Source organism: Amycolatopsis pithecellobii, from assembly GCF_009707865.1.
GTDB lineage: Bacteria > Actinomycetota > Actinomycetes > Mycobacteriales > Pseudonocardiaceae > Amycolatopsis_E > Amycolatopsis_E pithecellobii.
In genome coordinates this window covers 45,699-68,661 of record NZ_WMBA01000035.1, presented here as the reverse complement: position 1 = coordinate 68,661, position 22,963 = coordinate 45,699, and the positions used below count along the sequence as shown (strand labels likewise).

General features: G+C 66.9%; 26 protein-coding genes and 1 pseudogene. 20 read left to right on the top strand and 7 right to left on the bottom strand.

Features of this window, described 5'->3' with window-relative positions; all coding sequences use genetic code 11:
• The first annotated feature begins 692 nt into the window (after nucleotides 1–692).
• A complete protein-coding gene (locus tag GKO32_RS38495; protein ID WP_208024497.1) occupies nucleotides 693–851 on the top strand; it encodes a hypothetical protein in 159 nt (52 codons plus the stop codon).
• A gap of 326 nt (nucleotides 852–1,177) precedes the next feature.
• Entirely contained in the window at nucleotides 1,178–1,507 is a 330-nt protein-coding gene (locus GKO32_RS21580) for a P-II family nitrogen regulator (protein ID WP_312868286.1), read from the top strand.
• A gap of 36 nt (nucleotides 1,508–1,543) precedes the next feature.
• Here GKO32_RS21580 and GKO32_RS21575 read toward each other — a convergent pair whose 3' ends face one another.
• Nucleotides 1,544–2,377: a FadR/GntR family transcriptional regulator gene (locus tag GKO32_RS21575; protein ID WP_166459680.1), complete on the bottom strand. Its 834-nt coding sequence runs from the start codon at nucleotides 2,375–2,377 to the stop codon at nucleotides 1,544–1,546.
• Nucleotides 2,378–2,581: 204 nt separating this feature from the next.
• Here GKO32_RS21575 and GKO32_RS21570 point away from each other — a divergent pair, with 204 nt between their 5' ends.
• From GKO32_RS21570 to GKO32_RS21510, 14 genes and pseudogenes are all read left to right on the top strand, one after another.
• Nucleotides 2,582–3,961, top strand: a complete 1,380-nt coding sequence (locus GKO32_RS21570; RefSeq protein ID WP_154758699.1) for a PucR family transcriptional regulator — start codon at nucleotides 2,582–2,584, stop codon at nucleotides 3,959–3,961.
• Between the two features lie 280 nt (nucleotides 3,962–4,241).
• Nucleotides 4,242–5,432, top strand: coding sequence for an acyl-CoA dehydrogenase family protein (locus GKO32_RS21565; protein ID WP_154758698.1), 1,191 nt, complete (start codon nucleotides 4,242–4,244; stop codon nucleotides 5,430–5,432).
• A 564-nt stretch (nucleotides 5,433–5,996) separates the two neighbouring features.
• Entirely contained in the window at nucleotides 5,997–6,338 is a 342-nt protein-coding gene (locus GKO32_RS40585) for an NADPH-dependent FMN reductase (RefSeq protein WP_208024496.1), read from the top strand.
• Nucleotides 6,260–6,445 carry a hypothetical protein gene (locus GKO32_RS38485; RefSeq protein ID WP_208024499.1) on the top strand — a complete coding sequence of 62 codons (186 nt, stop codon included), beginning with the start codon at nucleotides 6,260–6,262 and terminating at the stop codon, nucleotides 6,443–6,445. Before GKO32_RS40585 ends, GKO32_RS38485 begins: the two co-directional genes overlap by 79 nt.
• Before the next feature lie 17 nt (nucleotides 6,446–6,462).
• Nucleotides 6,463–6,960, top strand: a complete 498-nt coding sequence (locus GKO32_RS21555) for a flavin reductase family protein (protein WP_208024495.1) — start codon at nucleotides 6,463–6,465, stop codon at nucleotides 6,958–6,960.
• Nucleotides 6,961–6,978: 18 nt separating this feature from the next.
• Nucleotides 6,979–7,531: pseudogene (locus GKO32_RS21550) on the top strand (3,4-dihydroxy-2-butanone-4-phosphate synthase).
• Nucleotides 7,455–7,916, top strand: a complete 462-nt coding sequence (locus tag GKO32_RS40580; protein WP_376765985.1) for a hypothetical protein — start codon at nucleotides 7,455–7,457, stop codon at nucleotides 7,914–7,916. The pseudogene GKO32_RS21550 and the gene GKO32_RS40580 overlap by 77 nt, the downstream one beginning before the upstream one ends.
• Nucleotides 7,917–7,961: 45 nt before the next feature.
• Nucleotides 7,962–8,480 carry a VOC family protein gene (locus tag GKO32_RS21540; RefSeq protein ID WP_154758694.1) on the top strand — a complete coding sequence of 173 codons (519 nt, stop codon included), beginning with the start codon at nucleotides 7,962–7,964 and terminating at the stop codon, nucleotides 8,478–8,480.
• A gap of 53 nt (nucleotides 8,481–8,533) precedes the next feature.
• Complete coding sequence (locus GKO32_RS21535) at nucleotides 8,534–9,031, top strand: cupin domain-containing protein (RefSeq protein ID WP_154758693.1); 498 nt, start codon at nucleotides 8,534–8,536, stop codon at nucleotides 9,029–9,031.
• A gap of 238 nt (nucleotides 9,032–9,269) precedes the next feature.
• On the top strand, nucleotides 9,270–10,652 hold the full coding sequence (locus tag GKO32_RS21530) for an alpha/beta hydrolase fold domain-containing protein (RefSeq protein ID WP_208024494.1): 1,383 nt from the start codon (nucleotides 9,270–9,272) through the stop codon (nucleotides 10,650–10,652).
• Between the two features lie 72 nt (nucleotides 10,653–10,724).
• Nucleotides 10,725–11,558 (top strand): SDR family NAD(P)-dependent oxidoreductase, encoded by an 834-nt coding sequence (locus GKO32_RS21525; protein WP_154758691.1) that lies wholly within the window; start codon nucleotides 10,725–10,727, stop codon nucleotides 11,556–11,558.
• A 10-nt stretch (nucleotides 11,559–11,568) separates the two neighbouring features.
• Nucleotides 11,569–12,825: a thiolase family protein gene (locus GKO32_RS21520; RefSeq protein ID WP_208024493.1), complete on the top strand. Its 1,257-nt coding sequence runs from the start codon at nucleotides 11,569–11,571 to the stop codon at nucleotides 12,823–12,825.
• A gap of 123 nt (nucleotides 12,826–12,948) precedes the next feature.
• Nucleotides 12,949–14,490, top strand: coding sequence for a class I adenylate-forming enzyme family protein (locus tag GKO32_RS21515; RefSeq protein ID WP_154758690.1), 1,542 nt, complete (start codon nucleotides 12,949–12,951; stop codon nucleotides 14,488–14,490).
• 108 nt (nucleotides 14,491–14,598) lie between these two features.
• Nucleotides 14,599–14,955: a hypothetical protein gene (locus GKO32_RS21510; protein ID WP_312868285.1), complete on the top strand. Its 357-nt coding sequence runs from the start codon at nucleotides 14,599–14,601 to the stop codon at nucleotides 14,953–14,955.
• A gap of 194 nt (nucleotides 14,956–15,149) precedes the next feature.
• On the opposite strand, the gene GKO32_RS21505 is transcribed toward GKO32_RS21510, so the two are convergent.
• Together GKO32_RS21505 and GKO32_RS21500 are read right to left on the bottom strand one after the other, a co-directional pair.
• Nucleotides 15,150–16,181 (bottom strand): VOC family protein, encoded by a 1,032-nt coding sequence (locus GKO32_RS21505; protein ID WP_154758689.1) that lies wholly within the window; start codon nucleotides 16,179–16,181, stop codon nucleotides 15,150–15,152.
• Nucleotides 16,182–16,203: 22 nt separating this feature from the next.
• Nucleotides 16,204–17,349, bottom strand: a complete 1,146-nt coding sequence (locus tag GKO32_RS21500) for an FAD-dependent monooxygenase (protein ID WP_154758688.1) — start codon at nucleotides 17,347–17,349, stop codon at nucleotides 16,204–16,206.
• Nucleotides 17,350–17,434: 85 nt separating this feature from the next.
• On the opposite strand from GKO32_RS21500, the gene GKO32_RS21495 reads away from it, so the two are divergent.
• Nucleotides 17,435–18,415 carry a LysR family transcriptional regulator gene (locus GKO32_RS21495; RefSeq protein ID WP_208024491.1) on the top strand — a complete coding sequence of 327 codons (981 nt, stop codon included), beginning with the start codon at nucleotides 17,435–17,437 and terminating at the stop codon, nucleotides 18,413–18,415.
• 78 nt (nucleotides 18,416–18,493) lie between these two features.
• A complete protein-coding gene (locus GKO32_RS21490; protein WP_154758686.1) occupies nucleotides 18,494–19,441 on the top strand; it encodes a fumarylacetoacetate hydrolase family protein in 948 nt (315 codons plus the stop codon).
• 37 nt (nucleotides 19,442–19,478) lie between these two features.
• On the opposite strand, the gene GKO32_RS21485 is transcribed toward GKO32_RS21490, so the two are convergent.
• Nucleotides 19,479–19,796 carry a hypothetical protein gene (locus GKO32_RS21485; RefSeq protein ID WP_154758685.1) on the bottom strand — a complete coding sequence of 106 codons (318 nt, stop codon included), beginning with the start codon at nucleotides 19,794–19,796 and terminating at the stop codon, nucleotides 19,479–19,481.
• Nucleotides 19,797–19,843: 47 nt separating this feature from the next.
• On the opposite strand from GKO32_RS21485, the gene GKO32_RS21480 reads away from it, so the two are divergent.
• A complete protein-coding gene (locus GKO32_RS21480; RefSeq protein ID WP_312868284.1) occupies nucleotides 19,844–20,464 on the top strand; it encodes a fumarylacetoacetate hydrolase family protein in 621 nt (206 codons plus the stop codon).
• Here the strand turns inward: GKO32_RS21480 and GKO32_RS38480 are convergent.
• Nucleotides 20,412–20,990, bottom strand: coding sequence for a transposase (locus tag GKO32_RS38480; RefSeq protein ID WP_208024490.1), 579 nt, complete (start codon nucleotides 20,988–20,990; stop codon nucleotides 20,412–20,414). The genes GKO32_RS21480 and GKO32_RS38480 overlap by 53 nt on opposite strands.
• Nucleotides 20,885–21,451, bottom strand: a complete 567-nt coding sequence (locus tag GKO32_RS38475) for a helix-turn-helix domain-containing protein (protein WP_208024489.1) — start codon at nucleotides 21,449–21,451, stop codon at nucleotides 20,885–20,887. The genes GKO32_RS38480 and GKO32_RS38475 overlap by 106 nt, the downstream gene beginning before the upstream one ends.
• 60 nt (nucleotides 21,452–21,511) lie before the next feature.
• Between GKO32_RS38475 and GKO32_RS21470 the strand changes: the two genes are divergently transcribed.
• Complete coding sequence (locus GKO32_RS21470) at nucleotides 21,512–21,838, top strand: hypothetical protein (RefSeq protein WP_154758683.1); 327 nt, start codon at nucleotides 21,512–21,514, stop codon at nucleotides 21,836–21,838.
• Nucleotides 21,839–22,039: 201 nt separating this feature from the next.
• Here the strand turns inward: GKO32_RS21470 and GKO32_RS21465 are convergent, their stop codons facing one another.
• Nucleotides 22,040–22,936, bottom strand: coding sequence for an AraC family transcriptional regulator (locus GKO32_RS21465; protein WP_154758682.1), 897 nt, complete (start codon nucleotides 22,934–22,936; stop codon nucleotides 22,040–22,042).
• Between the last annotated feature and the right edge of the window lie 27 nt (nucleotides 22,937–22,963).

The window sequence follows — 22,963 nt, the reverse complement described above, 5'->3', positions numbered from 1 at the left end:
GGAGTGGCGGCCCAACACGTCGAGGGGCAGCCGCGCCGATCGGCCGGGCCTGCGCTGGTCGCGTGCATGTACTACGCCGCGTTGCGTCCCGAGGAGCGGAACGCGGGCTTGCAATGACCAGAGAAGGGTGGCGCCGGGATCGCCGCTCACGGAGTTGGTGGACGAACCTCTCAGCAAGTTCGGCACCGCGGGCGACTGTTCCGGAGTCTGACGGGCGGAGGCCTGGCGGAATCCACGATTGGCAGGGTCTGGGACAGGGCGCGAAAGCAAGCACTCACCGCGGCGGAATACGAGTCGCCGCTCGTAAGCGCACCTCCGACCTCCGGCACGCGTGCGTGTCTACCTGGCTCGCTGTGGGAGTCCCGTCCACTCAGTGCGCCGTATTGGCCGGTCACTCCGTGGCGGTGCTTCACGCGATCTATGCGCAGGTGATCGCTGGGCTGGAGTCGGCAGCGCACGGGTGGATCGAACGGGGCCGTTCGGGGGCGAACAGGGGGAAGCAGCCGGAGAAGACTGGGTCGGCCCGTCGCCTTGTTTGTACAGGTGAGGGGCCGATTCTGGCTGGTGTGGGGGAGTGCCCCCGGCGCGGCTCGTACAGCATCTACACGAACCCGTACCCGCGGCGAACTGCTGGTCACTGACACGGTTGACGTTGTTCGGCGTCGCCGCCGTCGTTCCGGGGGTAATGCGCGGTGAGCGTCGAGGAGATCATCAAGGAGTGCGCGTGCAGCTTCGTCGTGGCAGCGAAGCCGTTCCTGCACGGGACCATCCGGCACCTCACGCTGTCTGACTACGACATCAGCTCGCTGCGCGTCTTCGCCTGCGGCGGCGCCGACGTACCTCGGAGCTGATCAGGGCCGGGACCCCGACCCTGCGGTGCATGGTCAGCCGGGGTAACGGGTCTACCGGGTACCCCACTGCCACCGCCGCCGACTCCTCGAACGCCGTGAGCAAGCGAGCGCAGACCGACGGGCGGGCCATCGGCGAGGCCGAGTTGCGCCTGGTTCCGGACCGGCGACCTCGCGCGCACCGACTCCGATGGCTACGTCGAGATCATCGGCCGGCGGAAGGACATCATCATCCGCGGCGGCGAGAACATCAGCGCCAAGGGGATCGAGGACCACCTGTTCGAGATCCCAAGATCGCCGTCGAGTAGAGCCACGAGGCCAGCAACACCGTGCCGCAGTACTCGGTGGACTTGTCGGCGAAGGTGCGCGTCGAGATCCTGCCGGACGACGATCTGGTGGACCAGACGCTGACGGCCGGTCCGGCCGCCTGCCGCACCGGTCGGATCGGGGAGGGCAAGGTGTGGGTTACCCCGGTCGACACCATCGTACGGGTGTGCACCGGCGAGCTCGCCCGACGCGATCCAAGCCACACAGCCGCGGTCGACGGTACGCGGTGGACGCCGTACGTCTCACGGCGCCCGAAACCCTCCTTCAACGCGTTCGCCATCACCTCCGAAGGCCCTCTCGCCCAAATCGATCAACACCGGTTGCACCGTTGATCGCAAAGTCCTATCGGTAATGACCGCCTCCGGTTATCAGCGGAATCGGCTTTCGAGCCGCTCGAAGCCCAGGGGGCGGACCACGCGCAAAATCTCCGGGTCGGACAGGCGGGCGTCGATGAGGGTGGGGTCGGAGGTGTACCAATTCCGTTGGGTGTCGAGGTAGTTGTTCATCGCCTCGATCGCGCGCTGTTCGTCGCGGGCACGCAGGCTGGCGATGAGGGCATGGCGGTCGCGGGAGAAATGCAGCGACCGTTCGCGCCAGAACGTCTGATCGCGTTGGGCTAAGGCGTCGGCCTGGAGCCGGATCAGCAACTCGGCGAGGACGCTTTCGATGGCCAGCAGCAGCGGGTTGTGGGCGGCTGCTGACATGCTGATCTGAAAGGCGACGGCGGCGTCGGCGATGTGTTGGAGATCTGATTCGGTGGCCACATCGGCCAGCCGGCGCTCTTGCTGCTCGATCAGGTCGAGATCCTCGTCGGTGGCGCAGCGAACTGCCCGGGCGGCGGAGTAGACGGCCAGGGCTCCCCGCATTTCGAAGACCTCGATGATGCCGACGTGGTCGATCTGCAGCAGCGTGTGCAGGGAGGTCGCGATGAACTGGGTCGGGTCGCCGGTGACGTAGGCGCCGCTGCCGTGGCGTACCTCGACCAGGCCCATCGCTTCCAGCGCGCGCATCGCCTCGCGCACCGTGGGCTGGCTGACCTCGAAGTGGGCGGCGAGTTCGGTCTCGGGGGGTAGGCGCTCGCCGCGTGCCAGCTCGCCGCTGGCGATGCTGTGGCGTAACGACTCGATGATCTCGCGGGTAGCTGTGCGCCGCGTGGCGTTCGTCCGGCTGGTCAGGCTCGCGGCGGCGGGTCTCCTGCTCACCAAGTGATGTTATCGCTGACCCTTGCCGGACAGAAGGTCTGAGTCCTAAAGTGTCCTGGTGACTTCATCGCGGACGTCACCGCGAACCGCAGTGGTCGAAGTTGCACGCTGGCTCGGCGAGGCCTACGAGGCCGCGCCCAACTGGCGGCGGCGCCCCGAGGAGGCCGATGCGGCGCCGGAGCGCACCGCATCGACTTCATCCGGATGCGCTTCCACCGGCCCTCGATCGGCTACGTCAACCGGCGCGGCAGCGAGGGCACAACGAAGAAGGACAAGACCCCGCGTTGCTCGCACGACAAAGTCGACTGGCGACGCGCTCGGGAGGTGGACGTGCGCGCGTATGAGGACCTGGTCCACGAGATCGATCCGGCAGACCCGATCACCCTGCCGGACTGGATACGTATTCCCGTTTCCCGGCTTGACTTCGGCGCGATTGCGCAACGCAACTGCCGGCTGACGCTGCCCCGTTTCTTCCGCGCCGCCGAGGAGTCGGAACAGTTTCGAGCGGCCTTGTTCGCGGCCGCGGAGGAGAACCTCGAAGCGCTACGCGCGGTGGTCTCCGGCGAGGCATCTTTCGCCTCGGTACACCCTGAACATGGGAAGCTGGCTGCGAGCATCAAGGCGCGTTTCGACGTGACGAACACCCAGATGCACCGGGCGTATCGCTGGGCGGCTGACCGGGTCTTCTGGGACTGCTTGAAAGCGATGGAAGCAGTGATCGACGAGACGAAGGTTGCCGGCTGCGAGATCGTCCCCGGGATCCTGGCCTTCACTCAGATGTTCGCCGAGTGGCGGGACCGGATCATAGACCCGGCGTCGGAAGTGCACCGACTCGGAGAGGAGAAGCTGCGCGGGTCGCCCGAGCACCTGCGCAGGGACGCGGTGCGGGCCCTCCTGCGCGGAGATTCGGTCGAGTCCGCGGTCAACCTCCATTACGACATGACCGCCACACACATCGCGATCTTCCTGCCCCACTGCAGCGAGGCGGCTGCCCGGCCGGTGGTCAACCTTCTGCGGCAGGCCCTTCACGTCACCGGCCACCTCGTGGTTCCCTTCAGCATTTCCTCCACTATGGCCTGGCTCACCACCAACAGATCGCTCACACCGAGCTGGCGAGAGGCGGTGAAGGGCTGCCTCGAGCAGTTCGAGGTGGCAGCATCGGTCAGCGAGCCCAGCTCCGGGCTGGAGGGCTTCCGACGCACCTTCCAGGAGACGAATGCCGTCGAGGAGCTGCGCACATACGCTGGAGTCGCGGCCTCGCGCATCCTGCTCTATCACAACGTCCGACTCGAGTGCTTCTTCCTCACCGACCGTGCGGCCGCACGCGCCTTCGTCGAGGCAGAGCTGGGCGAGCTGCGAGGTACTTCGCCAATGAAACAAGAGCTCCGGGCCACGGTCTCGTTGTTCCTGGAGAAGGGGAGCATCGTTGCTGCCGCAGCGGATCTGGTGCTTCACGAGCACACGGTGCGCAATCGTCTTCGCCGCGCGGAGGAATACCTTCGCCACCCGCTGACCTCGCGCCGAGCCGAAGTCCAGGTCGCGCTGAGGCTGTACAACTTCGCGATGGTGGACGACGGCTCATAGGGCGTCGTGATCCCCGCACCGGCCGCGTATCCGTGCGGCGATGACGGAAAGCGCGCGCACTGGGGGGCAAGACGGCCGCTTTGCTCCAGTGACCCGGGCCGACGGAGACGCGACACTATTCGCGAACGAGGTGGCCGTACTCCGCGATCGCCCCCGGCCAGAACATTCCGCACACCACGAGGACGTAGTCCATGCAACTTCACCATGACCACAGACTTCGCTTTCTTCGACACATACAGAGGGAAGACTGCGGCTGGATGAGCGACCGGAGGCCACGATCATGACCCAGGGCCTTGCCCGCCCGGAGACCGGCGCCGGAGACTCCGGCGATTACGTTGCCCGGGCCCGGGATATCGCACCGATCATCAATGCCGAGGCCGATGGCATGGAGGACCTCCGTGGGGTGTCTCCGGCCGTCGTCGCGGCGCTGCGCGAACAGCGGATCTTCTGGATGCTGGTACCCCGCGAGTGGGGTGGCGGCGGGTTGGGAATCGTCGAGACGTTCAAGGTTATCGAGGAATTGGCCCGGGCCGATGGTTCCACGGGCTGGGTGATGATGGCCAATGTCTCCGGCACCGGCGTCGCCGCCGGCTATCTCGGCGACGCCGGTGCCCGGGTGCTGTTCGCCGGCCCGGACAAGGGGATCATCGCTGGGATGTTCCTGCCCGTCGGCCGCGGTGTGCGTGTCGAGGGCGGGTACCGGGTGACCGGCAAGTACGGCTTCGCCAGCGGCTCCGGCCATGCGTCCTGGATGGGCGCCGGTTTCGCGGTGTATGACGAGGACGGCAACCCGGAGACTTCCGTCGACGGCTCGCCGGTCCACAGGCTGGGGTTCGTGCCCCGCGACGAGGTGAAGTTCCTCGGCGGTTGGAACGTCATGGGCATGGTGGCCACCGGCAGCGACGATTACTCGGTGACCGAGGTGTTCGTGCCCGAGGCCCGCACAATGGATACCTTTTCCACCACTCCGGTGCGCAGCGAAGCGGTGTACTCGCTTGGGCTGGTCGCCATGGCCGTGGGCGGGCACGGGCCAGTGGCGCTCGGCATCGCTCGGCGCGCGCTGGAGGAGGTCGCCCATATCGCAGCGGTCAAGACCCGGCCGGGCTACCCGTCGGTGATCGGCGACAACGACATGTTCCGCCGCGAGTTCGCCACCCACGAGGCGCTACTGCAGGCCGCCCGCCGCTACGTCTACGAAGTATGCGCTGAGGCAGAAGCCCAGGCGGCTGCCGGTGGGGTATCCGATGTACAGCGCGCCCGGTTGCGTCAGGCTGTCACATGGGTAGTCGGTGTCGCGCGAGACATCGTGAACTGGGCCTTCAATTGGGGTGGTAGCGCCTCGATCCGTAATCCCAGCGTGCTCGGTCGCTGCCTGCGGGACATCTCCGTCGGCGCCACGCACATGATGGTCGAGCCGATGACCATGGTCGAGGCGGCCGGGCCGATCCTCGCCACCTACCTGGAGGACTGAACAAGGAGCTGGCCGAGCTCCTCGGCCGACGCGACGCGTCGGAGGAAAACCTCCTGTGTGGAGCCGAGCGTCGAAGCCATGTGAAGGGAAGCGATGATGCAGTCCGCAGTACGAAAGTCTCCAGTACCCGCCGCCACCGGCGATACCTTCCGTGCCCGATACGCGGCGGAGTCCTCGGAAGGGCTTGTGAGTGTACACAGTGGCCAGTCATGCCACTGTCGAGCCTTGACGAGGTGTCCGGCGAGCCGTTCGAGGCGGACATGTCGCCGTGTTCGTTCGGGTTCTGCGCGCCCTTCGTATGAAAGGCGTCCGGGCAGCGGAGCGTTCGGGTTGCCGGCGGGCACCGCCTTGACCGGAGAGTGCCGGAGCGGGTATGTCATGGACACTCCGTGGTCGTGTCATGGAGCCGTAACGTGAGCCGTTGCGGGCTGCCCGGGCCACAACATCCTGGTGCAGCAGGAGCGAGTGCCGAACCCGCCTGGTTGGTTCACGTCGTCTGCGTGGCTCTCCCCGCGGCAGCACTGCGCCTCCTTCGTTCAATGACGGAGAGCGGAAGTGAGAGCGATGAAGGTAACCGTCGTAGTCGGCAACCCCAAACCACGATCGCGTACCCGGCAGGTGGCAGAGGCGTTGACGAACAAGCTTGTCAGGCCGTCATCTGACGTACGGGTCATCGACCTCGCCGATCATCTGGCCGTTTTCGCGAACCCGACCTACAAGGCGACGTTCACCGGCATCCTGAAGGGCTTTCTGGACCGTTACCCTGCGGCCGGGCTGACGGGAGTGACCGCGATCCCGGCTCTGACCGGGCGGATGCGACGCACTCGATGGGCGCCGAGGTGCACCTCGCGCCGTTGTTGGTCGAGCTGGGCGCACAGGTCCCGGGGCGGGGCTGGTACTTCATGATGTCCGCAATGGACCAGCTGGACAAGCTTGCCGATGAGGCCGCGATTCGTTACGCGGAAACGATCACCCGTTACGCGCGGCTCGCCGAGGGGGTGCGATCGGTATGACTGAGTTGCCCAGGCCGGTGTTCGACGACCGGACCTTCCGGGACGCGCTGGGACACTACGCCTCCGGTATCACCGTGATTTCCGGACTGACTGCCGCCGGGACGCCGACAGGGTTCACGTGTCAGTCGTTCTACAGCGTGTCGATCACGCCGCCGCTGGTGTCGTTCAGCGTCGGCGTCGGTTCCACGTCCTACCCGCTGCTTCGCGACATTGGCCGGTTTGCGGTGAATGTGCTCGCCGGTGATCAACATGAGCTGGCGAGCCAGTTCGCCCGCAGTGGCGCCGACAAATGGGAAGGCGTCGAGTGGTCGCGCAGCACGAACGGTAGCCCCATCATTGCCGGAAGCCTGATGTGGCTCGACTGCGACCTCCACGCCGAGCACCCGGCGGGTGATCATTTCATGGTGGTCGGGCGCGTGGTGCAGATGAGCCCCCGTGAATGGCATACCGGAGAACCGCTTTTGTACTTCAGGGGTCGTTTCCACCACCTGTCGCCGACGTGGGAACCGGCGTGACCGAGCGCCTTTCGACCGGTGTGGATTCTGCCGGCACCTTCGACCCGATCGAGCGCGAGCACCGATCTGGCTGCGGGGAAGGCCATCGTCATTGTGGATCGTCATGGACAGGGCGAGCTCGTGTTCGCAGCGGCGCTCGCCACGACGGCGCTGGTACGGTCGCTACGGCGATCCGCCGGGATGGTCGGTGTTGCCATGCCTGCCTCGGCGTGTGCCAGGCTCGGGCTGGTGCGCAGAACGAGCGCGGACCATCCGCGTCCTCGCCGATCCCATTACCGGCGCGGCGGACCTCGCCCAGCCGGGCAGTGTGTTCGCGCTCCGCGCACACGACGCCGGCGTGCTGGCGAGGCCATGCCATGTCGAGGCCGCCCTTGAGCTGGCCCGGCTGGCGGGCGTCGGCGACGCCGCGGTGCTGTGCCGTGTCGCCGACGACGGTGGATGCCCGCGCCTGCGCGAGTTCGCCGACCGGCAAGGACTGGCGCTTGGCGAACGCCATGACCGGCCGCGAGATCCTCGCGCTCGTCCTGGGCGACATCCCGGGAAGACCTGCGCTCGTGCGGGTGCACCATGAATGCCCGCGCGGCGATACCTTCGGCGCTGAATGCGACTGCCAGGAACTCCTGCACAGGCACGTGGATGCCGTCTCCGCGGCCGGAACCGGCGTGTTGATCTATTTGCGAAGCAGCGGCAACGGGTGCGCTCACAACAGTCCACCAGGGCTCGTGACAGGCACAGGCAACCACTTGAGATTCCGTGCCGATGCAACAGATCCCGGCGCGCCCCTACCGCTCCGTCACTGCGCTTGGCGGTCCTTCGTCGTGTCGAGGAAACCACCCGGCCCCGCAATGACAGAAAGCGTGAGTTTCGGGGGGCAAGACGGCCGCTTTGCTCCAGTGACCCGGGCCGGCTGCCACGGAATAGTTGGCGTATACGAGGTGTGCCGTTCCGCGACATAGGGGTCGCTACGGCAACTCGAGACCAGCAAGAACAGAGGCACAAGAATGGCAGTTCGGCGGAGCTATTTTCAGACTGCATGGGTCGTTCAGGACTTGGCGACAGCCATCCCCAGATGGCTTGAGCAAGCCCTCGTGGGCCCATTCTTCGTGCTCCCGCACTCGCGGATTGATGATGCCGTTTATCGCGGATCTCCCGTGACGCCCGATATCAGTGTGGCCGTCGCGCAGGTCGGACCGATGCAAGTTGAACTCATCGAGCAACATGACAAGGAGCCGTCGCCCTTCACTGTCGAACTACCGAGTATGGGCCTACATCATCATATCGCCGCTACGACCGATGATCTCGATGCGGACATCGAACACTACGCCAGTCAGGGAGTCGAGGCTGTATTCACGGGCCTCGTTGGTGACGCGCGTTTCGCCTTTTTCGACACCAGGTCTTCGCTCGGCTTCATGACCGAGATAATGGAACACAGTCCAGCTGTAGAGGAACTTTTCGGGCTCGTTGCCCGGGTCGGCGCAGAGTGGGACGGCTCCGATCCTATCCGCATGTTGCCTGGTTAAGGGCCCGGAAGAATATCAGTAATCCCGCCAAACCTCACGAGGAGAGTCGCACCATGAGCTTCACCGCCCGCGATTTTGTGGTCGGCCCGGAGGACAGCCTGTGGGGCTCGGATAGCCCGCTGCCCGGCGGCGTCGACATGCAACTGCTGGCCGGCGCTGACCACACCGAGGGCCGCTTCGCCCTGGTCCGGCAAACCATCGCCGTCGACGAGGTTTATCGCCACGTCCACGAAAACGAGGACGAGTCGCTCTACCTGACGGAGGGCGAGATCACCGTGTCCGTGGGGGATAAGTCCTACGACCTGACGCCCGGGTCGTTCATCTTCCTGCCGAAGGGCGTCCCGCATGCGATCAAACCGCACACCCCGACCTTCAAGGGCCTGTCGGTGTGCTCGCCCGGTACCTACTTTCAGGCTTGCATGGAGGAGTTGCTCGCCTTCACCAAGGCCGGCAACGAGCTGACCGCTGAGGCGCTTATCGAGATCCAGGGACGGCACGGCATCCGGAACGTCTCCGACGACGGCCAGTGGTACAGCGTGGACCGTAAGTAGACGCCTGTCGCTCGGCGCACCGCCGCTGTCACCGATGCGGAGCTTCTTCCCCGATCCACTTGATCGACTACGTCCCGCTTCGCCGCGAGCCGGCTATATGCCGCTCGGCGCCTGGCGTTGGCCCTCATGGTCATCTGGGCAACCTTCACGGTGACCTTCATCATCCTCTATGCGGTGCCCGGTGATCGCTCCGGCGATCCCGTGCAAACAATCCGCTTTGGCTAGAAGGACAACCATCATGCATACCCCCGAAGAGACATTCCGTGCCATGCTCGACGCCGCTGTCCGGCTGCAGAACGGTGACCAAAGTCAGGTCGACGAACTGGCCGGGTTCTACGCCGAAGAAACCAACGTGCGACACCCGCTGGCCCCGCTCGGCGACACCCCGTTGCTCAGCCGCGAAGCACTTCGCCAGCACTTCGCCGCAGCAGGGCAGGCCGGGTTGCCGGGCCTTCGCATCGAGGACATACGTGTCCACCACACTGCCGACCCCGAGGTCGTCATCGGCGAGTTCATCTACCGCGGCGACGGAGGCTGGTCCGCGCCGAACATCATCGTCTTCCGGATCCGCGATGGGCTGATCGTCGAGTCGCGGGACTACATCGACCACCTCGGGCTGGCTCGTGCCACGAACATGGTCGACGCCCTCTGCGCCCAGCTGACCACCGCGGCAGCGCCCGACGCGCAGCGCGGACCACAGCTGGCCCCGCAGCTCGACCCGCAGTTCGCCGAGGTGCTCGCGCGGGTCGCCGCGGCGGGCGTGATGCCGCTGGTGCGCGGGACGGCGCAGGAGACGCGGGAGCGACACCGCGCGCTGACGATGGCCCGGCGCGGTCCCGAGTTCGTCCCGGAGACCGTCGCCGAGGTGCGCGACGAGCGGATCCCGGGCGGTGCCGGTGAGCTGCCGGTGCGCGTGTACGTCCCGGCGCACGACCGCGGGCGGGTCGTCACCTACCTGCACGGTGGCGGGTTCGTCGTGGGCGACCTCGATACGCACGACCCGGTGTGCAGGCGGGTGGCCAACGCGGTCGGCGCGGTCGTGGTCTCGGTCGACTACCGGCTTGCGCCCGAGCACCGCCACCCTGCCGCCGTCGACGACGCCCTGGCCGGACTGGCGTGGTCAGCGCGCACGTTTCCTCAGCGCGTGCCCGGGATCGCGGGCGACAGCGCGGGCGCGACCCTGGCCGCCATCGCCGCACTGGCCGTGCGTGGCACCCCCGATGCGCCGGCCGCCCAGCTGTTGCTCTACCCCCAGACCGATCCGACGCTATCGCAGCCGTCCGTGCAGGCCAACGGCGAGGGCTACCTCCTGACCCGGACTGAACTGGAGGCTTTCAACGGCTGGTACCGCTCGGGCACATCGGCCGACGCGTCGCTGGCGCTGCTGGACACCGACGTGGCCGGCGCGCCGCCCGCCGTCGTCGCGACGGCGCAGTTCGACCCGCTGCGCGACGAGGGCGACGCCTACGCCGCACGGCTCGCCGTCGCCGGGGTGCCGGTGCGCCACCTGCCAGGGCCCGGCCTGATCCATGGCTGGTTCGCCATGCTCGGCGTGTCCGCAGCCGCCGACGCACAGGCCGTGGCGGTGCTCTCGGCGTTCGGCGAGTTGCTGGGCGGGTGAGCCCGTTAATGATCCGTACGGCGATGGCGAGGCGGCCGCCGCCGACGACGACCGCGTTCAACTGAAGGGACAATGCTTGTGATCTCCGATCCAACGACCGCAATGCGCGGGCCTCGAGAAGCTCAGAGAGGGCGCCTGGCAGGCCTTACCACCGTCGTCACGGGTGGGAGCCGAGGCATTGGCCTCGGTATCGCCGACGCATTCGCCCGGGAAGGCGCCGCTGTCGGTGTGGTGGCGACCCGGGCAGAAACGTTGGAGTCGGCGTCGATGCAGATCGCGGCCCACGGTCAAAAGGTCCACACAGTGGTACTGGACGTGAGCGACCGGGACGCGTGCTTCGCGGCGGCCGTGTCGATCGCCGAGGCCCTCGGCCCGATCGATGTCCTGGTCAACAACGCCGCGACCTATATCCCCAAGAGATTCCTCGACTACGAGATCGAGGACGTGCGCCGGACGATGGAGGTCAACCTGTACGGCGCGCTCCACCTGACCCAGGCCACCGCTCCGGGCATGCTCGACCGCGGCTACGGCCGCATCATCAACGTGGCCTCGACGGCCGGCAAGTGGGCGTCGTTCAACCAGTGCGCGTACAACATGTCCAAGCACGGGCTCGTCGGCATGACGCGATGCACCGCGCTCGAATGGGCAGGTTCCGGGGTTACGGTCAACGCGATCTGCCCCGGTCTTGTCGACACCGAGTTGGTCGACCAGCTCTTCCGCGACCAGGCCGCGCTTCGCGGCGTGTCCGAGGACGAGATTCGCGCCGGCATCATGGCCCGCGTCCCGAGCCGCCGGTTGACCCCGGTCGAGCAGATCGGGCATCTCGCGGTCTATCTGGCGTCGCCGGAATCGGCCCACATGACCGGTCAGTCGCTGAGTGTCGACGACGGCATGCTGTTCGTCTAGGGGGCGGCTGATGGATGAAGTCTTCATCATCGGAAGTTGGTCAACGACCATCGGCCGCAAGCCGGCCGACTCGTTCCTCGACCTCACCCGTGCCGCCGTCGTCGGCGCGATCGAGGACGCGGGAGTCCCGGACATCGGGCAGGAGATCGGGTCGGCGTGGTTCGGAAACGTGCTGATGGACTTCTGGGGGCAGCACAGCACGCGTGGGCACTTCTGCTTGGTGCCCCTCGAGGAGGAGGGCGTGCTCGCCCGGCGATTGCCGATCGTCAACGTGGAGGGTGGCTGTGCCACCGGGTCCATGGCCCTACACGGAGCGATCAAGGACATCCGTAGCGGGGAATGCGAGCTGTCGCTGGCCATCGGGGTGGAGAAGACGTTCTTGCCCCATGCCTCGTCCGCCGAGACGTTCCAGATGTTCAGAGCAGGCGAGAACAGCTTCGCGCCGGAGCGGACGATCGCGTGCTACAACGACCTGCTGCGGCCGTTGGGGCGACGCCTCCAGACCGGGGCTGATCGGTCAATGTTCATGGACACCTACGCCGCACAGGCTCTCGCGTACACGCATCGGTTCGGCATGACGGAGCGGCAACTGGCGGTGGTCGCCGCCAAGAACCACAACTTCGCGATCGACAACGAGCGTGCGCAGTACCGCTTCGCGATGACCGTGGACGACGTGCTTGAAGACCGGCTCGTGTCGCCGCCGTTGACACGCGCGATGTGCGCCCCGATCGGTGACGGCGCGGCCGCGATTCTCGTGTGCTCGGCCGACTTCCTCGACGGCTGCGCGCCGCAGGTCCGGGCGCGCGCGGTACGCGTGGCCGGCACGGCGATGACGAGCGGCATTCACCGCCGTCCCGAGGATCTCGGTCTCAGCCGGATGGCTGCTGATCGTGCTTACGCACGGGCGGGGATCGTTCCGGCCGACATCGATGTCGCCGAGTTGCACGACGCGACGTCCTTCGGCGAGATCTACCAATGCGAGATGATGCGCTTCTGCGACGTCGGCGATGGTGGAGCCTTCGCAGAGGCGCAGGAGACGGCGCTCGGTGGCTCGATCCCGATCAACACGTCCGGAGGGCTGGTGTCCAAAGGACACCCCATCGGCGCGACAGGCGTGTCGATGACGCACGAGATCGTCGTGCAGCTCCGCGGTGAGGCCGGGCCCCGCCAGGTCACCGGCGCGCGCACCGGCTTGATCGAGAACGGCGGCGGGATCATGGGTCTCGAGGAAGCCGCGTGTTGCGTGACGATCCTGTCGACCGCGTGACATGAATGCCGGTCCCAATCCCGTGAAGATCTTCGCGTTGATCGCGCGGCATACGCCACTGATCTCCGTCGCGGGCCTGCAATCCGCAGGCGAGGACCGCAGCCGACGAGAAAGGTATGGCCAATGAGGGTCATCGAGTACTTCGACAAGTGCGTTCTGAGGTCTCCGTCCGCGGACCTCGTCGCCGGACACGACGTTCGGTACACCTACGCCGAGGGTAAGGCCTTCTCCGAGCGCTTCGCGGCGGCGCTGCACGCCGACGGTATGGGCCCGGGAGACGGCGTCGGTCTTCTGGCACCGAATCATCCGTTGGTGTTCCTCGCTATGCTCGGTCTCTGGCGCGCCGGCGGCGTGTGGACGCCGCTCACCACAACGAAGAAGGCGGCGGCGCACGTCGACCTGGTGGGGCACGTGGGGACGAGGTGGATCTTCTACCATTCGTCGATGACGGCGACGGTGGAGCAGATCCGTCGCGTCTCACCTGTGCGGCGGTTCGTGTGCTTCGATCGGGAGAACGCCGGCGACCTCTCGCTCGAGCAGTTCCTGGCCCTCGGACACGACGAGCCCGCGCCCGATCTGGGCGATCCATTCGGCGCCCCGAACGCGGTGGCGGCCATCGTGGGGACGGGGGGAACGACCGGGCGTTCGAAGGCCGTTGTCCTCACGAACCAGGTGTTCGCGACGGCGTTCGAGGCTGGCGCGCAATGCTTTCCGCAGCGCGGGAAACTCGTGAACTTGGCGGTCGCGCCGTTGACGCATGGTGCCGGAATGACCGCGGCGATGCTGTCGGCCCTCGGAGCGACAATCGTCGTCCACGAGCGCTTCGACGCGGGGGAGACCTTGGCCGCCATCGAGCGTGAGCACGTGACGCACATGTTCCTCCCGCCCACCGCGTACTACGCGATGCTGGACCACCCGGACCTCGATCGTCGTGATCTCAGCAGCCTGCAGATGCTGCTCGTCTCCGCCGCACCGGTCGCACCGGAGAAACTCCGTGAGGGCGTGAAGCGTATTGGACCGTGCCTGGCGTCCTGTTGGGGGCAGACCGAGGCACCGAATCTCCTCACCTGGCTTGCGCCGGAGGTGATCGCGGAGGCCGCGGCCGGCGTCCATCCTGAGCGGCTGGGCAGCTGTGGCGTCGCCACTATGCAGTCGCACGTCGCGGTGATGGCCGACGACGGACGACTACTCGGCACCGGTGAGCGGGGAGAACTCGTCGCGCGCGGCAGGCTCGTCTCGCCAGGCTACTTCGACAACACCGTCGCGACGACCGAGGCTCACGAGCACCAGTGGCATCACACCGGTGACATCGGTTACGTCGACGACGACGGGTACTTCTACATCGTCGACCGCAAGAAGGACGTGATCATCAGCGGCGGCTTCAACGTCTACTCCGCCGAGGTGGAGGCCGCGATCCTGTCCCGGCCGGACGTGCTCGAATGCGCCGTGGTCGGCCTCCGTGATGACTACTGGGGGGAGCGCGTCACCGCGGTCGTGGTGATGCGCGCCGGCGAGGCGGCAGACAGCGACGGCATCATCCAGATGTGCAAGTCCCTCTTGGGCAGCGTGCAGGCCCCCAAACAGGTCGTGGTTCGCGACCATCTCCCGCGCACCGCGCTCGGAAAGATCGACAAGCGTGCTTTGCGCGAAGAGCTGAACGTATGAGGCCGTAAAGTTGGTGACGCCTGTGTGAGTCGGGTGGCGGGTGGGTGGTGTCCGGCGTGCTTTGGGAAGCAGATCGATTCCGGTGGTCCGGGACGGCACCGGGGTGGCGTGAGCGCTTCCGTGGGGATCACGCCGCACGGCCCCTCGCTGCCCGTCGGTCTCGTCCTCGCGTCCGCCGGCAAAGCCATCAGCCAGAACAACGGCCTGGCGGGCGGATATCCGGGCAACAGCGGTCGCGAAGTCATCACCCGCGACGCGGACGTCACGACGATGCTCGCAAACGGGGTCATGCCGGTCTCGCTCGACGAGTTCGACGGGAACCCGGAAGTGCAGCCCTGTTACGGGCAGACGTATGTCGCCCCCGGCGAGGTGTTCTCCATGTTCTGGCAGTGTCGAGCGTCTTGGTCGACGTGCGTGATGGTCTGGTCGGCTCTGCCGCTGCCAGCGATCTGTACGGCGTGGTGATCGACCAGGACGGGCACGTCGACGAGTCCGACGAGTCCGCGACCGCGGCCCGACGGGCCGCCATCAGAGCCGCGAGGCGCCGGAACGATCACCGCTGGAGTCAGCTCCAAGATCGTGTCACCGATGCGATCCGGTTCGAGATTGGTTCGTATGACCGGCCAGCGAAGATGGGTTGCTGCTTGGGACGTGATCGGTCAGATCGGGGTCGGCGTCCACAGTCCGGCATCTGGCGGGGTCCGGTGCCAGAGGGCGAACAGGTCCTCGCCCGGACCGGCCGTGCCCCACCGGTCGGCGTAGTCGGGCGTCGCCGGCCACACGCGCGGCACCCAGCTGTCCTCATCCGGGATTTGCTCCAGCGCGGTCGTGTACTCGACCACGACGTCATCCGGGGCGGCGAAGTAGGAATAGACGTTGTCGCCCGAGCTGTGCCGGCCCGGTCCCCACAGCGGCTCGTGCCCGTGGCGCATCATCCGGCCGGTGCCGCGCATGTACTCGTCGAGCCCGCGCATCTCGAAGGACACGTGGTTCAGACCGATGTGCGGCGCATGCGTGATCGCCAGGCTGTGGTGGTTTTCCGAGCAGCGCAGGAAGCACATTCGGTCCTCGAGCCAGTCCGACAGCCGTAATCCGAGGTAGCTCTCGTAGAAGGCCATCGCCCCGGCGACGTTGGTGCTGTTGAGCACGACGTGGCTGAGCCGCTGCGGCACAGACTCGCGCTCCTCGAGTTCGCGGTAGGGCTTGTCGGCGACCTCCGCCGACACCTCGATCAGCCGACCCTCCGGGTCGAAGAACCGGAACCCGTAACCGCCGCCTGGCGTGACGAGCACGCCTGGCTCTGACGCCAGGCGCACACCGTCACGCGCGAGCGTGGCGGCCAGCTCGTCCACGGCCGCGAGCGACCGCGCCCCGAAACCAATGATGTCCGTCCGCCGCTCGGTCGCGGCCCGGACCCGGATCACGAAGGGCTCGGGGCTGCCGACCGCACCGAGGAAAACGACGTCACCGTCGCTCGCGACCGGGTAAAGTCCCCAGATGCCCTCGTAGAAGGCGACCGTCGAACGCAGGTTCTCGGTGGCGAGCGCGACGTAGCGCAGGTGGGTGATCGGCGAACGGGCGGCGCGTACGGACGGCGCTTCGCCGCTTTGGGGGGCGGGCGGCGGGAGCGGCGGTTCGGCCAGCGGCGACGGAACGGCGACGTCGACTGGTGCGCCGGACGTGACTGTCATGAGGGCCTCCGATTGGGTGGGGTCAGGCCGGCGCGTTGAGCATCCGGTCGGTCTGCTGGGACTGTGCAGGCAGGTGCTTGCGCATCCCCGCGTACGCGTCACGGCGATTGGTCTCGTCGATACTCATCTCGGCGGCGAGAATCGCGTAGGAAAGGTCCTGCACCAGCTTCACGCGCGGGTACCGGCGCTGCTGGAAGCGCTCGAGCCGCTCCTCGACGCTTTCCTGCCCGGTCAGTTCCTCAGCCAGCACGACGGCGTCCTCGAGCGCCATCGCTGCGCCCTGCGACGTGTGCGGTGCGCAGGCGTGGGCGGCGTCGCCGAGCACGCCGACCCGGCCACGGAACCACGGCAGTGGGAGCGTGATGTCGGAGATCGGGCTCCACACTATGGCGGCCGAGCCGGCGCCGAGGCCGTCGCGGACCTGCCCGGGCAGCGAGTCGTCAGCGAATCGGGTCATCCGCTCGCGCAAGATCTCCTGGAACCGCGCGGGGTTGTGGACAGTGCCCGCGGGATCGCCGGTCACGAGGAACATGTACATCGTCTCGGCGCTGAGTGGGCAGAAACCGGCTTTGGCTCCGGGCGCTTGGTACACGCGGATCCCGATGATGTCGGCCGGGCGTGGCAGGGTGATCCGGAAGACACCGAACCCGGTGTAGGTCGCGTCGTACTTCGGCCCGAATAGCCGGCGCCGTGTGGGCGAATGGATGCCGTCAAACGCGGCGACCAGGTCGTAGCGCTCGCTGCGGCCGTCGCTGAGTCGTACATCGACGAGGTCGCCCCGGTCGTTGAAGGACTGGACCGTGGTGCCGTAGTGGATCTTCACGCGACGCCGCTCCGTCGCACCGATCAGCGCGCGGTGCAGGTCGACCCGCGAGAGCGCGTTGTTGGCCGGGACATCTGGGTCGGGTGCGCTCGGCACATGCACGATGAACTCGCCGTCGCCGTCGTAGAAGTCGGCATGGCCGAACTGGAAGCCGGCCGAGAGCACCTCATCCAGCAGCCCCAGCGAACGCAGCGCACGCAGGCCGTTCGCGGGCACGTTGATGCCCACGCCGTAGACGGAGAAACTCGCCTTTTTTTCGACGACATCGACTTCGACACCGCGGTCGGCCAATGCAATCGCGGCTCCCAGGCCACCGATGCCGCCACCCACTACGAGAACCTTCACCGCTGCCTCCTCGCACCGTTACGGAGTGGTGCCATCGGAATTACGCTAGGACGGGTCGCACAGCCTGAACCAGCCAATCTTGGCGATGCTCGTTATCGACGGTGTCGATAACGAGCCGGTGTTCTGGCAGGATGCGCGCATGGATGTCTCGGCCACCCTACGACGCGCGGACCTCAACCTGGTGGTGCCGCTCAACGCGCTGCTCGAACACCGCCACGTCACGCGCGCTGCCGAGTCAATCGGCATCGGACAGCCGGCGATGAGCGCGGCTTTGGCCCGGCTCCGCCGGATGTTCGACGATCCGCTGCTCGTCCGCAACGGCCGCGTCCACGAGCTGACCCCGGTGGCGCAGTCGCTGGTCGAACCGGTCCATGTCGCGCTCACCGGCCTCGAGCAGTTGCTCGTCACGAAGCCGCACTTCGACGCGGCGGTGGACACCCACACCTTCACCGTCGTCGCCAGCGACTATGTGACGGTGATCCTGCTCCGGCCGCTACTCGAGCGGCTTTACGCCGAGGCGCCGCACGTCGCCGTCAACGTGGCCCCGGTCAGTGGAGCGACCGCGGCCGAGCTTGACCACGCGCAGGTCGACCTGGTGATCATGCCTGGCGAATTGGCTACCCCGGACCTGCGGCGGTTCCCGCAGCGGGCACTGTTCACCGACCGCTACATCGCTGCCGTCTGGAACCAGCACCGCGAGGTCACCGGCGAGGTGCTGGACCGCGATCAGCTCGAGCGGCTGCGCTACGTGCGCTACAACGCCGCGCCGGGCGGCGCGGCCTTCGTCGACATCCAGCTCGACCGGCTGGGCATCCGGCCGAACGTCGCGCTCTCGACGTTGAGCTTTGTCCTCGTCCCGTTCCTGCTGCCGGGCACCTCGCTGTTCGCCTTCGTCCACGAACGCCTGGTGCGCACGTCGCCACTGCGGCGCGAACTGAAAATCCTCGAACCCCCGGTGCCGCTGCAACCACTCGTCGAGACGATGTACTGGCACCCGGTATTCCATAACGATCCTGCGCACCACTGGCTGCGCGAACGCATAGCGACGCTGGCCGCGAACCTCTGACCAACATCGACGGCATCGATGATCGTCATCGGCGACAGCTGATTCCAGTCGGCTCTGCTCATCCGTAGGGTCGCGACCATGACCCAATACGGCCTCGGCACGTTCCGTGATACTGACGGCATTGTCTTCGGCGCAGCGATCGTCGACGACCGCGTCCTCCGGCTCGCCGACCTCACTCCCGCCACGCCGACCGTCGACGCGGTCCTCGCCGAGTGGCCGGTGGCGTCGGCCACACTCGCCGCGGCCCTGCCCGGCGCCCGACCTGGCCGTGCGCTCGGCGACTTGACGGTACTCGCCCCATTCACGCCGGGCCAGCTCTTCCAGAGCGGCGCGAACTACCACAAGCATGTCGTCGACCTCACCGTCGCGGCGGCGATCGAGGCTGGGCGGCCCGAAGCCGAGGCGCGCGCCCGCGCGAAGGCGATGATGGACGAGCAGGTGGAAAACGGCACACCCTACGTCTTCATCGGCCTGCCTTCCGCGATCTGCGGACCCTACGACGACATCGTGCTGCCGCCCATCGGCGTGCGGCACGACTGGGAGCTCGAACTCGGCGTCGTGATCGGCCACGAGGCCCGCAACGTTCGGCGCGAGGACGCGATGGCGCACGTGGCCGCATACGTCATCGCCAACGACCTGACCACACGGGACCGGGTATTCCGCCCCGACCTCCCATCGATCGGGACGGACTGGCTTGCCGGCAAGAACTCGCCCACTTTCTCGCCACTCGGACCGTGGGTAGTGCCGGCTGGGTTTGTGGCCGATCCGATGGACCTGCGCCTCACGTTGCGACTCAACGGCGAGACCATGCAGGACGAATCCACCGCGGACATGATCTTCGACATCGCGGGGCTGATCGAGCATGTTTCCTCTATCACCGCGCTGCGCCCGGGCGATTTGCTGCTCACCGGTTCCCCTGCGGGCAACGGCGCCCACCACGGTCGCTACCTCAAGCCCGGTGACGTCCTCACCGCGGCCATCACCGGCCTCGGCGAGCAGCGCAACACCTGCATGGCCATGCCGTGAGAAGACTATGCCCGAGGAACAAGCAAGCGAACATGGCTCAGATAATCACCGAAGGCGAGGAAGCACGTGAAGTGGGCAACTCTGCGGGGGCAACAACAGCCGAACCAACGCCGCGTTGCTCGTTGACGACGAGTTCCGGCTCCTGGACGGCACGACGACGTTGCTCGAACTGATCGCCGATGGACCAGCGGCGATGCAGGAGGCGGCGCAATCGGCACGCCGGGCGCCGGCCGCAGTGGTGCCGGCGGGGGCTGCCCGTCTCGTCGCACCACTGGAGCCTCGGACCATCCGCGACTTTCTCTGTTTCCTTCAGCATCTGCGCAACACGGCTGCCGCCGCCGAGATCGCGCTCCACACCGCATGGACGACATCCCTGCCTTCTCCTTCACGAACCCGACAGCCGTGCTGGGCCCGTCCGACCCGGTGCCCATCTTCCCCGGATCAGAGCAGTTCGACTTCGAGCTCGAAGTGGGAGCGGTCATCGGCCGCGCCGGCCACGACATCAACCCAAACCACGGTTGGGACCACATCGCCGGCTACACCATCTACGGCGACTGGAGCGCTCGTGGCTTGCAACGCCACGAGATGCGCCTGAGTCTCGGACCGGCCAAGGGCAAAGACGGCGCCAACACGATCGGCCCACTGTTCGTGACAGCCGACGAGATCGCCGTGCACCGCACCGGAAACGGATTTCACCTGCGGATGAACGCGTGCGTCAACGGCAAGCTGATCAGCGAAGGTTGGCTCGATCAGATGGACTGGTCGTTCGCCGAGATGGTCGCCTACGCATCTCGCGGAGCAGAACTCCGTCCCGGCGATGTGCTCGGTTCCGGCACCGTCCCGACCGGCTGCCTCTACGAACACTTCGCGATGGGCACGGAAAAATTCGATCGCTGGCTGCAGGCGGGGGACCAGGTGCGTCTCGCGGTCGAACATCTAGTGGTCGCGCCTGGAAGTTCGTCGGGTGTGGTCATGCTGCCAGTGGTTGGGGTGCGTGGCGGTCATGCCTGCCGATCCGGGTAAGTAGCTGGTTGAGGTCGTGGCGGGTGAAGGTCCAGCCGAAGGGGCGGGCGGTGGTGTTGTAGCGGCTGTGGAAGGACAGCAGCCGTTGTTCGACCTCGTTGAGGTCGTAGAAGTCGTCCGGGGTGAGTGCTTTTCGTTGGACAGCTGAGAAGTAGATCTCCACTTGGTTCAACCACGAGGCGTGTACTGGTAAGTGGATCATGTGGGCATGGGAAAACGCGTCGTTGAGGCGGGCTGCGGCGGGCCAGTTGCGATGCGAGGCACCGTTGTCCACGATCCAGAACACGCGGCGGGCACTGGCATAGGGTTCGCTGGTCATGACCTGATCGACCAGGCGGGAGAACGGGACGATGCGCGGACCAGCCGGCAGGGGGTGGTGTTTTCGGTAGCGGGCTTGGACGCCGGGTTTCTCATCGGCGCTCAGGACGAAGTCGTTCTCGCCCAGCGGTTCGCCTTCCCAGACGCGGGCATACAAGTCGAGCACCCGGGCTGCCTTGACCGCGGTGGGTCGCGGGGAAAGATCCACGAGCGATGCTGCCAGGGCTTGATCGCGTCCGCGGCCAGCCACCGGCGCACCGTGGAGGCCGATACCCGCTCGCAGACACCGCGAGTCACCGCTTCACGGGCCAGCTCCGGGCAGCTCCACCGCGCCAACGGCGCCTCTGCCTGGGCGGGCAGCTCGCAGGCCAGCGCCTTCACCTCGGCCACGACCGCGGCCGGGAAGACCCGGGGCCGCCCATCACGCGGCCGGTCGACCAATCCTGGCAGCCCTTCACGGCAGAACCGCTTGCGCCACTTGCGAACCGTGTCCACCGTAACCCCGAGCGCGCGAGCGATATCGGCATTGCATTGCCTGTCAGCGGCGAACAGCACGATCCGCGCCCGCAACACCTGGCGATGCTCGGCGCGACCACGGCGCGACAGTGCCTCCAGCGTCTGCCGGTCCGCCGGGTCCAGCGTGATCACATACGGGCTACGCGCGGCCACCAACCCACTCATTCCAAGATCGGCTATGGGAGTGAGACGGTATCGGGCAGGATCGTGCCCATGGCTTCCCCACCCGAGTCGACCAAGACCTCGCTGCGTCAGCGCCTGCTGGCCCGCGCTCGGGACCGCTGGCCCCAACTGGCCACAGTCCAAGTGCGGCACCACGGCGCGTTCGCCTACGTCACCGGCGAACTCACCGACGGCACCACTCTGCCGCTGTTCCGGTTGCGCTACAACGGATCCGCCAGCAGCTGGGGGTTCGCCATCTACCGCGCCAGCCACGAGGACTACGAAAACTCGATCCTGCCCAGCGGCTACCCCTCCGGCACACCACAAGAAGCACTCGACTGCGCCTGCGGGCTCTACCTCAACGACACCACAGCCTGACAACCCCCGACGAACTAACAGGCGCGACCACTGGACCGTTTCCTAGCCGGAGAGCCGTTCCAATCCGACAATTGTGTCCGTCCCGTTCTGACTGAATTCTCGGCCTCAGGCGGGGCCCATGCCGAACCGTTGGCTGCGGTTGGCGTTTGCGGCTGTTGGGAGGCGGGCTTCGTGTTCGAGCCACCGGCTGACGAGCCGCCGTCAGTCCTGCTGCTGACCGGCCTTCCGGAAACGTCCCGGAGACACGCCGTACACGCGGCGGAAGGCGCCGCCGAACGCGTATTCCGTGGAATAACCGACCTGGCGGGCGATCGTCGCCAACGGCGCTGCGGTTTCGCGCAGCAGCCGGGCGCCCCGAGTCAGGCGCACGGTGGTCAGGTAGGCGCGCGGCGACGTGCCCAGCACGGAGATGAAGCGCCTGGTGAACACGGTCCGGGACAGCCCGGCGGTTTCGCTGAGCTGCTGGACGGTCCACGCCTTCCGCGGGTCACCATGGATGCAGCGGAGCGCGGTGACAACGGCCGGGTCGCTGACTTGCGGCCACTCGGGCGTGCCGTTCTGCTCCAGCCACCGGCGCAGGACATGCACCACCAGCAGGTCGAGCAGCGCCGGACGGGTCACTGAGGTACCTGGCCTGGAGTCGGCGGTGTCCGCATGTAGCAGCTCAGCCAGCACCCGCAGTTGCGGGTCGTGCTCGTAGTCGGGCGACACGGCGATGATTTCGGGCAGCGCGGTGAAGTAGTGGTGCACCTGTCCGCGGTCGAGCCGGTAGGCGCCGCAGAGAGCTTCGAAATCCGCGGGCCCCGGTGCGGCCGGTTCGGCACTGAACTTCGCCCACGGCAGGTCGCCGAGTGCACTGGGCGCGTGACTGAGCCCGTGCTCGGCACCGGAAAGGACGAGCACCACATCACCCGGTTTCAGGGCGCGAGGACTGCCACTGGGCGTGATGAGCCAGCCACGACCACGCGACACGATGTGGAACCCGCTACCGGCGAACGCGGCGTATCGCAGACCCCAGGAGCCGGATTCCTTGACCTTCCGGGCATACGGATTTCCCACCCGCAAAGTGCCCATCGCTTCGCCGATTACGTCCACCATCAGATGCTAGCCCGCACGAACTCGTAT

Coding starts and splice junctions, on each gene's coding strand:
- GKO32_RS21470 (WP_154758683.1), top strand. CDS start 21,512: ATGGCTTCCCCACCCGAGTCGACCAAGACCTCGCTGCGTCAGCGCCTG.
- GKO32_RS21490 (WP_154758686.1), top strand. CDS start 18,494: ATGACCCAATACGGCCTCGGCACGTTCCGTGATACTGACGGCATTGTC.
- GKO32_RS21530 (WP_208024494.1), top strand. CDS start 9,270: ATGCATACCCCCGAAGAGACATTCCGTGCCATGCTCGACGCCGCTGTC.
- GKO32_RS21565 (WP_154758698.1), top strand. CDS start 4,242: ATGACCCAGGGCCTTGCCCGCCCGGAGACCGGCGCCGGAGACTCCGGC.
- GKO32_RS21515 (WP_154758690.1), top strand. CDS start 12,949: ATGAGGGTCATCGAGTACTTCGACAAGTGCGTTCTGAGGTCTCCGTCC.
- GKO32_RS40585 (WP_208024496.1), top strand. CDS start 5,997: ATGAAGGTAACCGTCGTAGTCGGCAACCCCAAACCACGATCGCGTACC.
- GKO32_RS21505 (WP_154758689.1), bottom strand. CDS start 16,181: ATGACAGTCACGTCCGGCGCACCAGTCGACGTCGCCGTTCCGTCGCCG.
- GKO32_RS21540 (WP_154758694.1), top strand. CDS start 7,962: ATGGCAGTTCGGCGGAGCTATTTTCAGACTGCATGGGTCGTTCAGGAC.
- GKO32_RS21520 (WP_208024493.1), top strand. CDS start 11,569: ATGGATGAAGTCTTCATCATCGGAAGTTGGTCAACGACCATCGGCCGC.
- GKO32_RS21495 (WP_208024491.1), top strand. CDS start 17,435: ATGCTCGTTATCGACGGTGTCGATAACGAGCCGGTGTTCTGGCAGGAT.
- GKO32_RS40580 (WP_376765985.1), top strand. CDS start 7,455: ATGACCGGCCGCGAGATCCTCGCGCTCGTCCTGGGCGACATCCCGGGA.
- GKO32_RS21465 (WP_154758682.1), bottom strand. CDS start 22,936: ATGGTGGACGTAATCGGCGAAGCGATGGGCACTTTGCGGGTGGGAAAT.
- GKO32_RS21525 (WP_154758691.1), top strand. CDS start 10,725: ATGCTTGTGATCTCCGATCCAACGACCGCAATGCGCGGGCCTCGAGAA.
- GKO32_RS21570 (WP_154758699.1), top strand. CDS start 2,582: ATGCGCTTCCACCGGCCCTCGATCGGCTACGTCAACCGGCGCGGCAGC.
- GKO32_RS38485 (WP_208024499.1), top strand. CDS start 6,260: ATGGGCGCCGAGGTGCACCTCGCGCCGTTGTTGGTCGAGCTGGGCGCA.
- GKO32_RS21535 (WP_154758693.1), top strand. CDS start 8,534: ATGAGCTTCACCGCCCGCGATTTTGTGGTCGGCCCGGAGGACAGCCTG.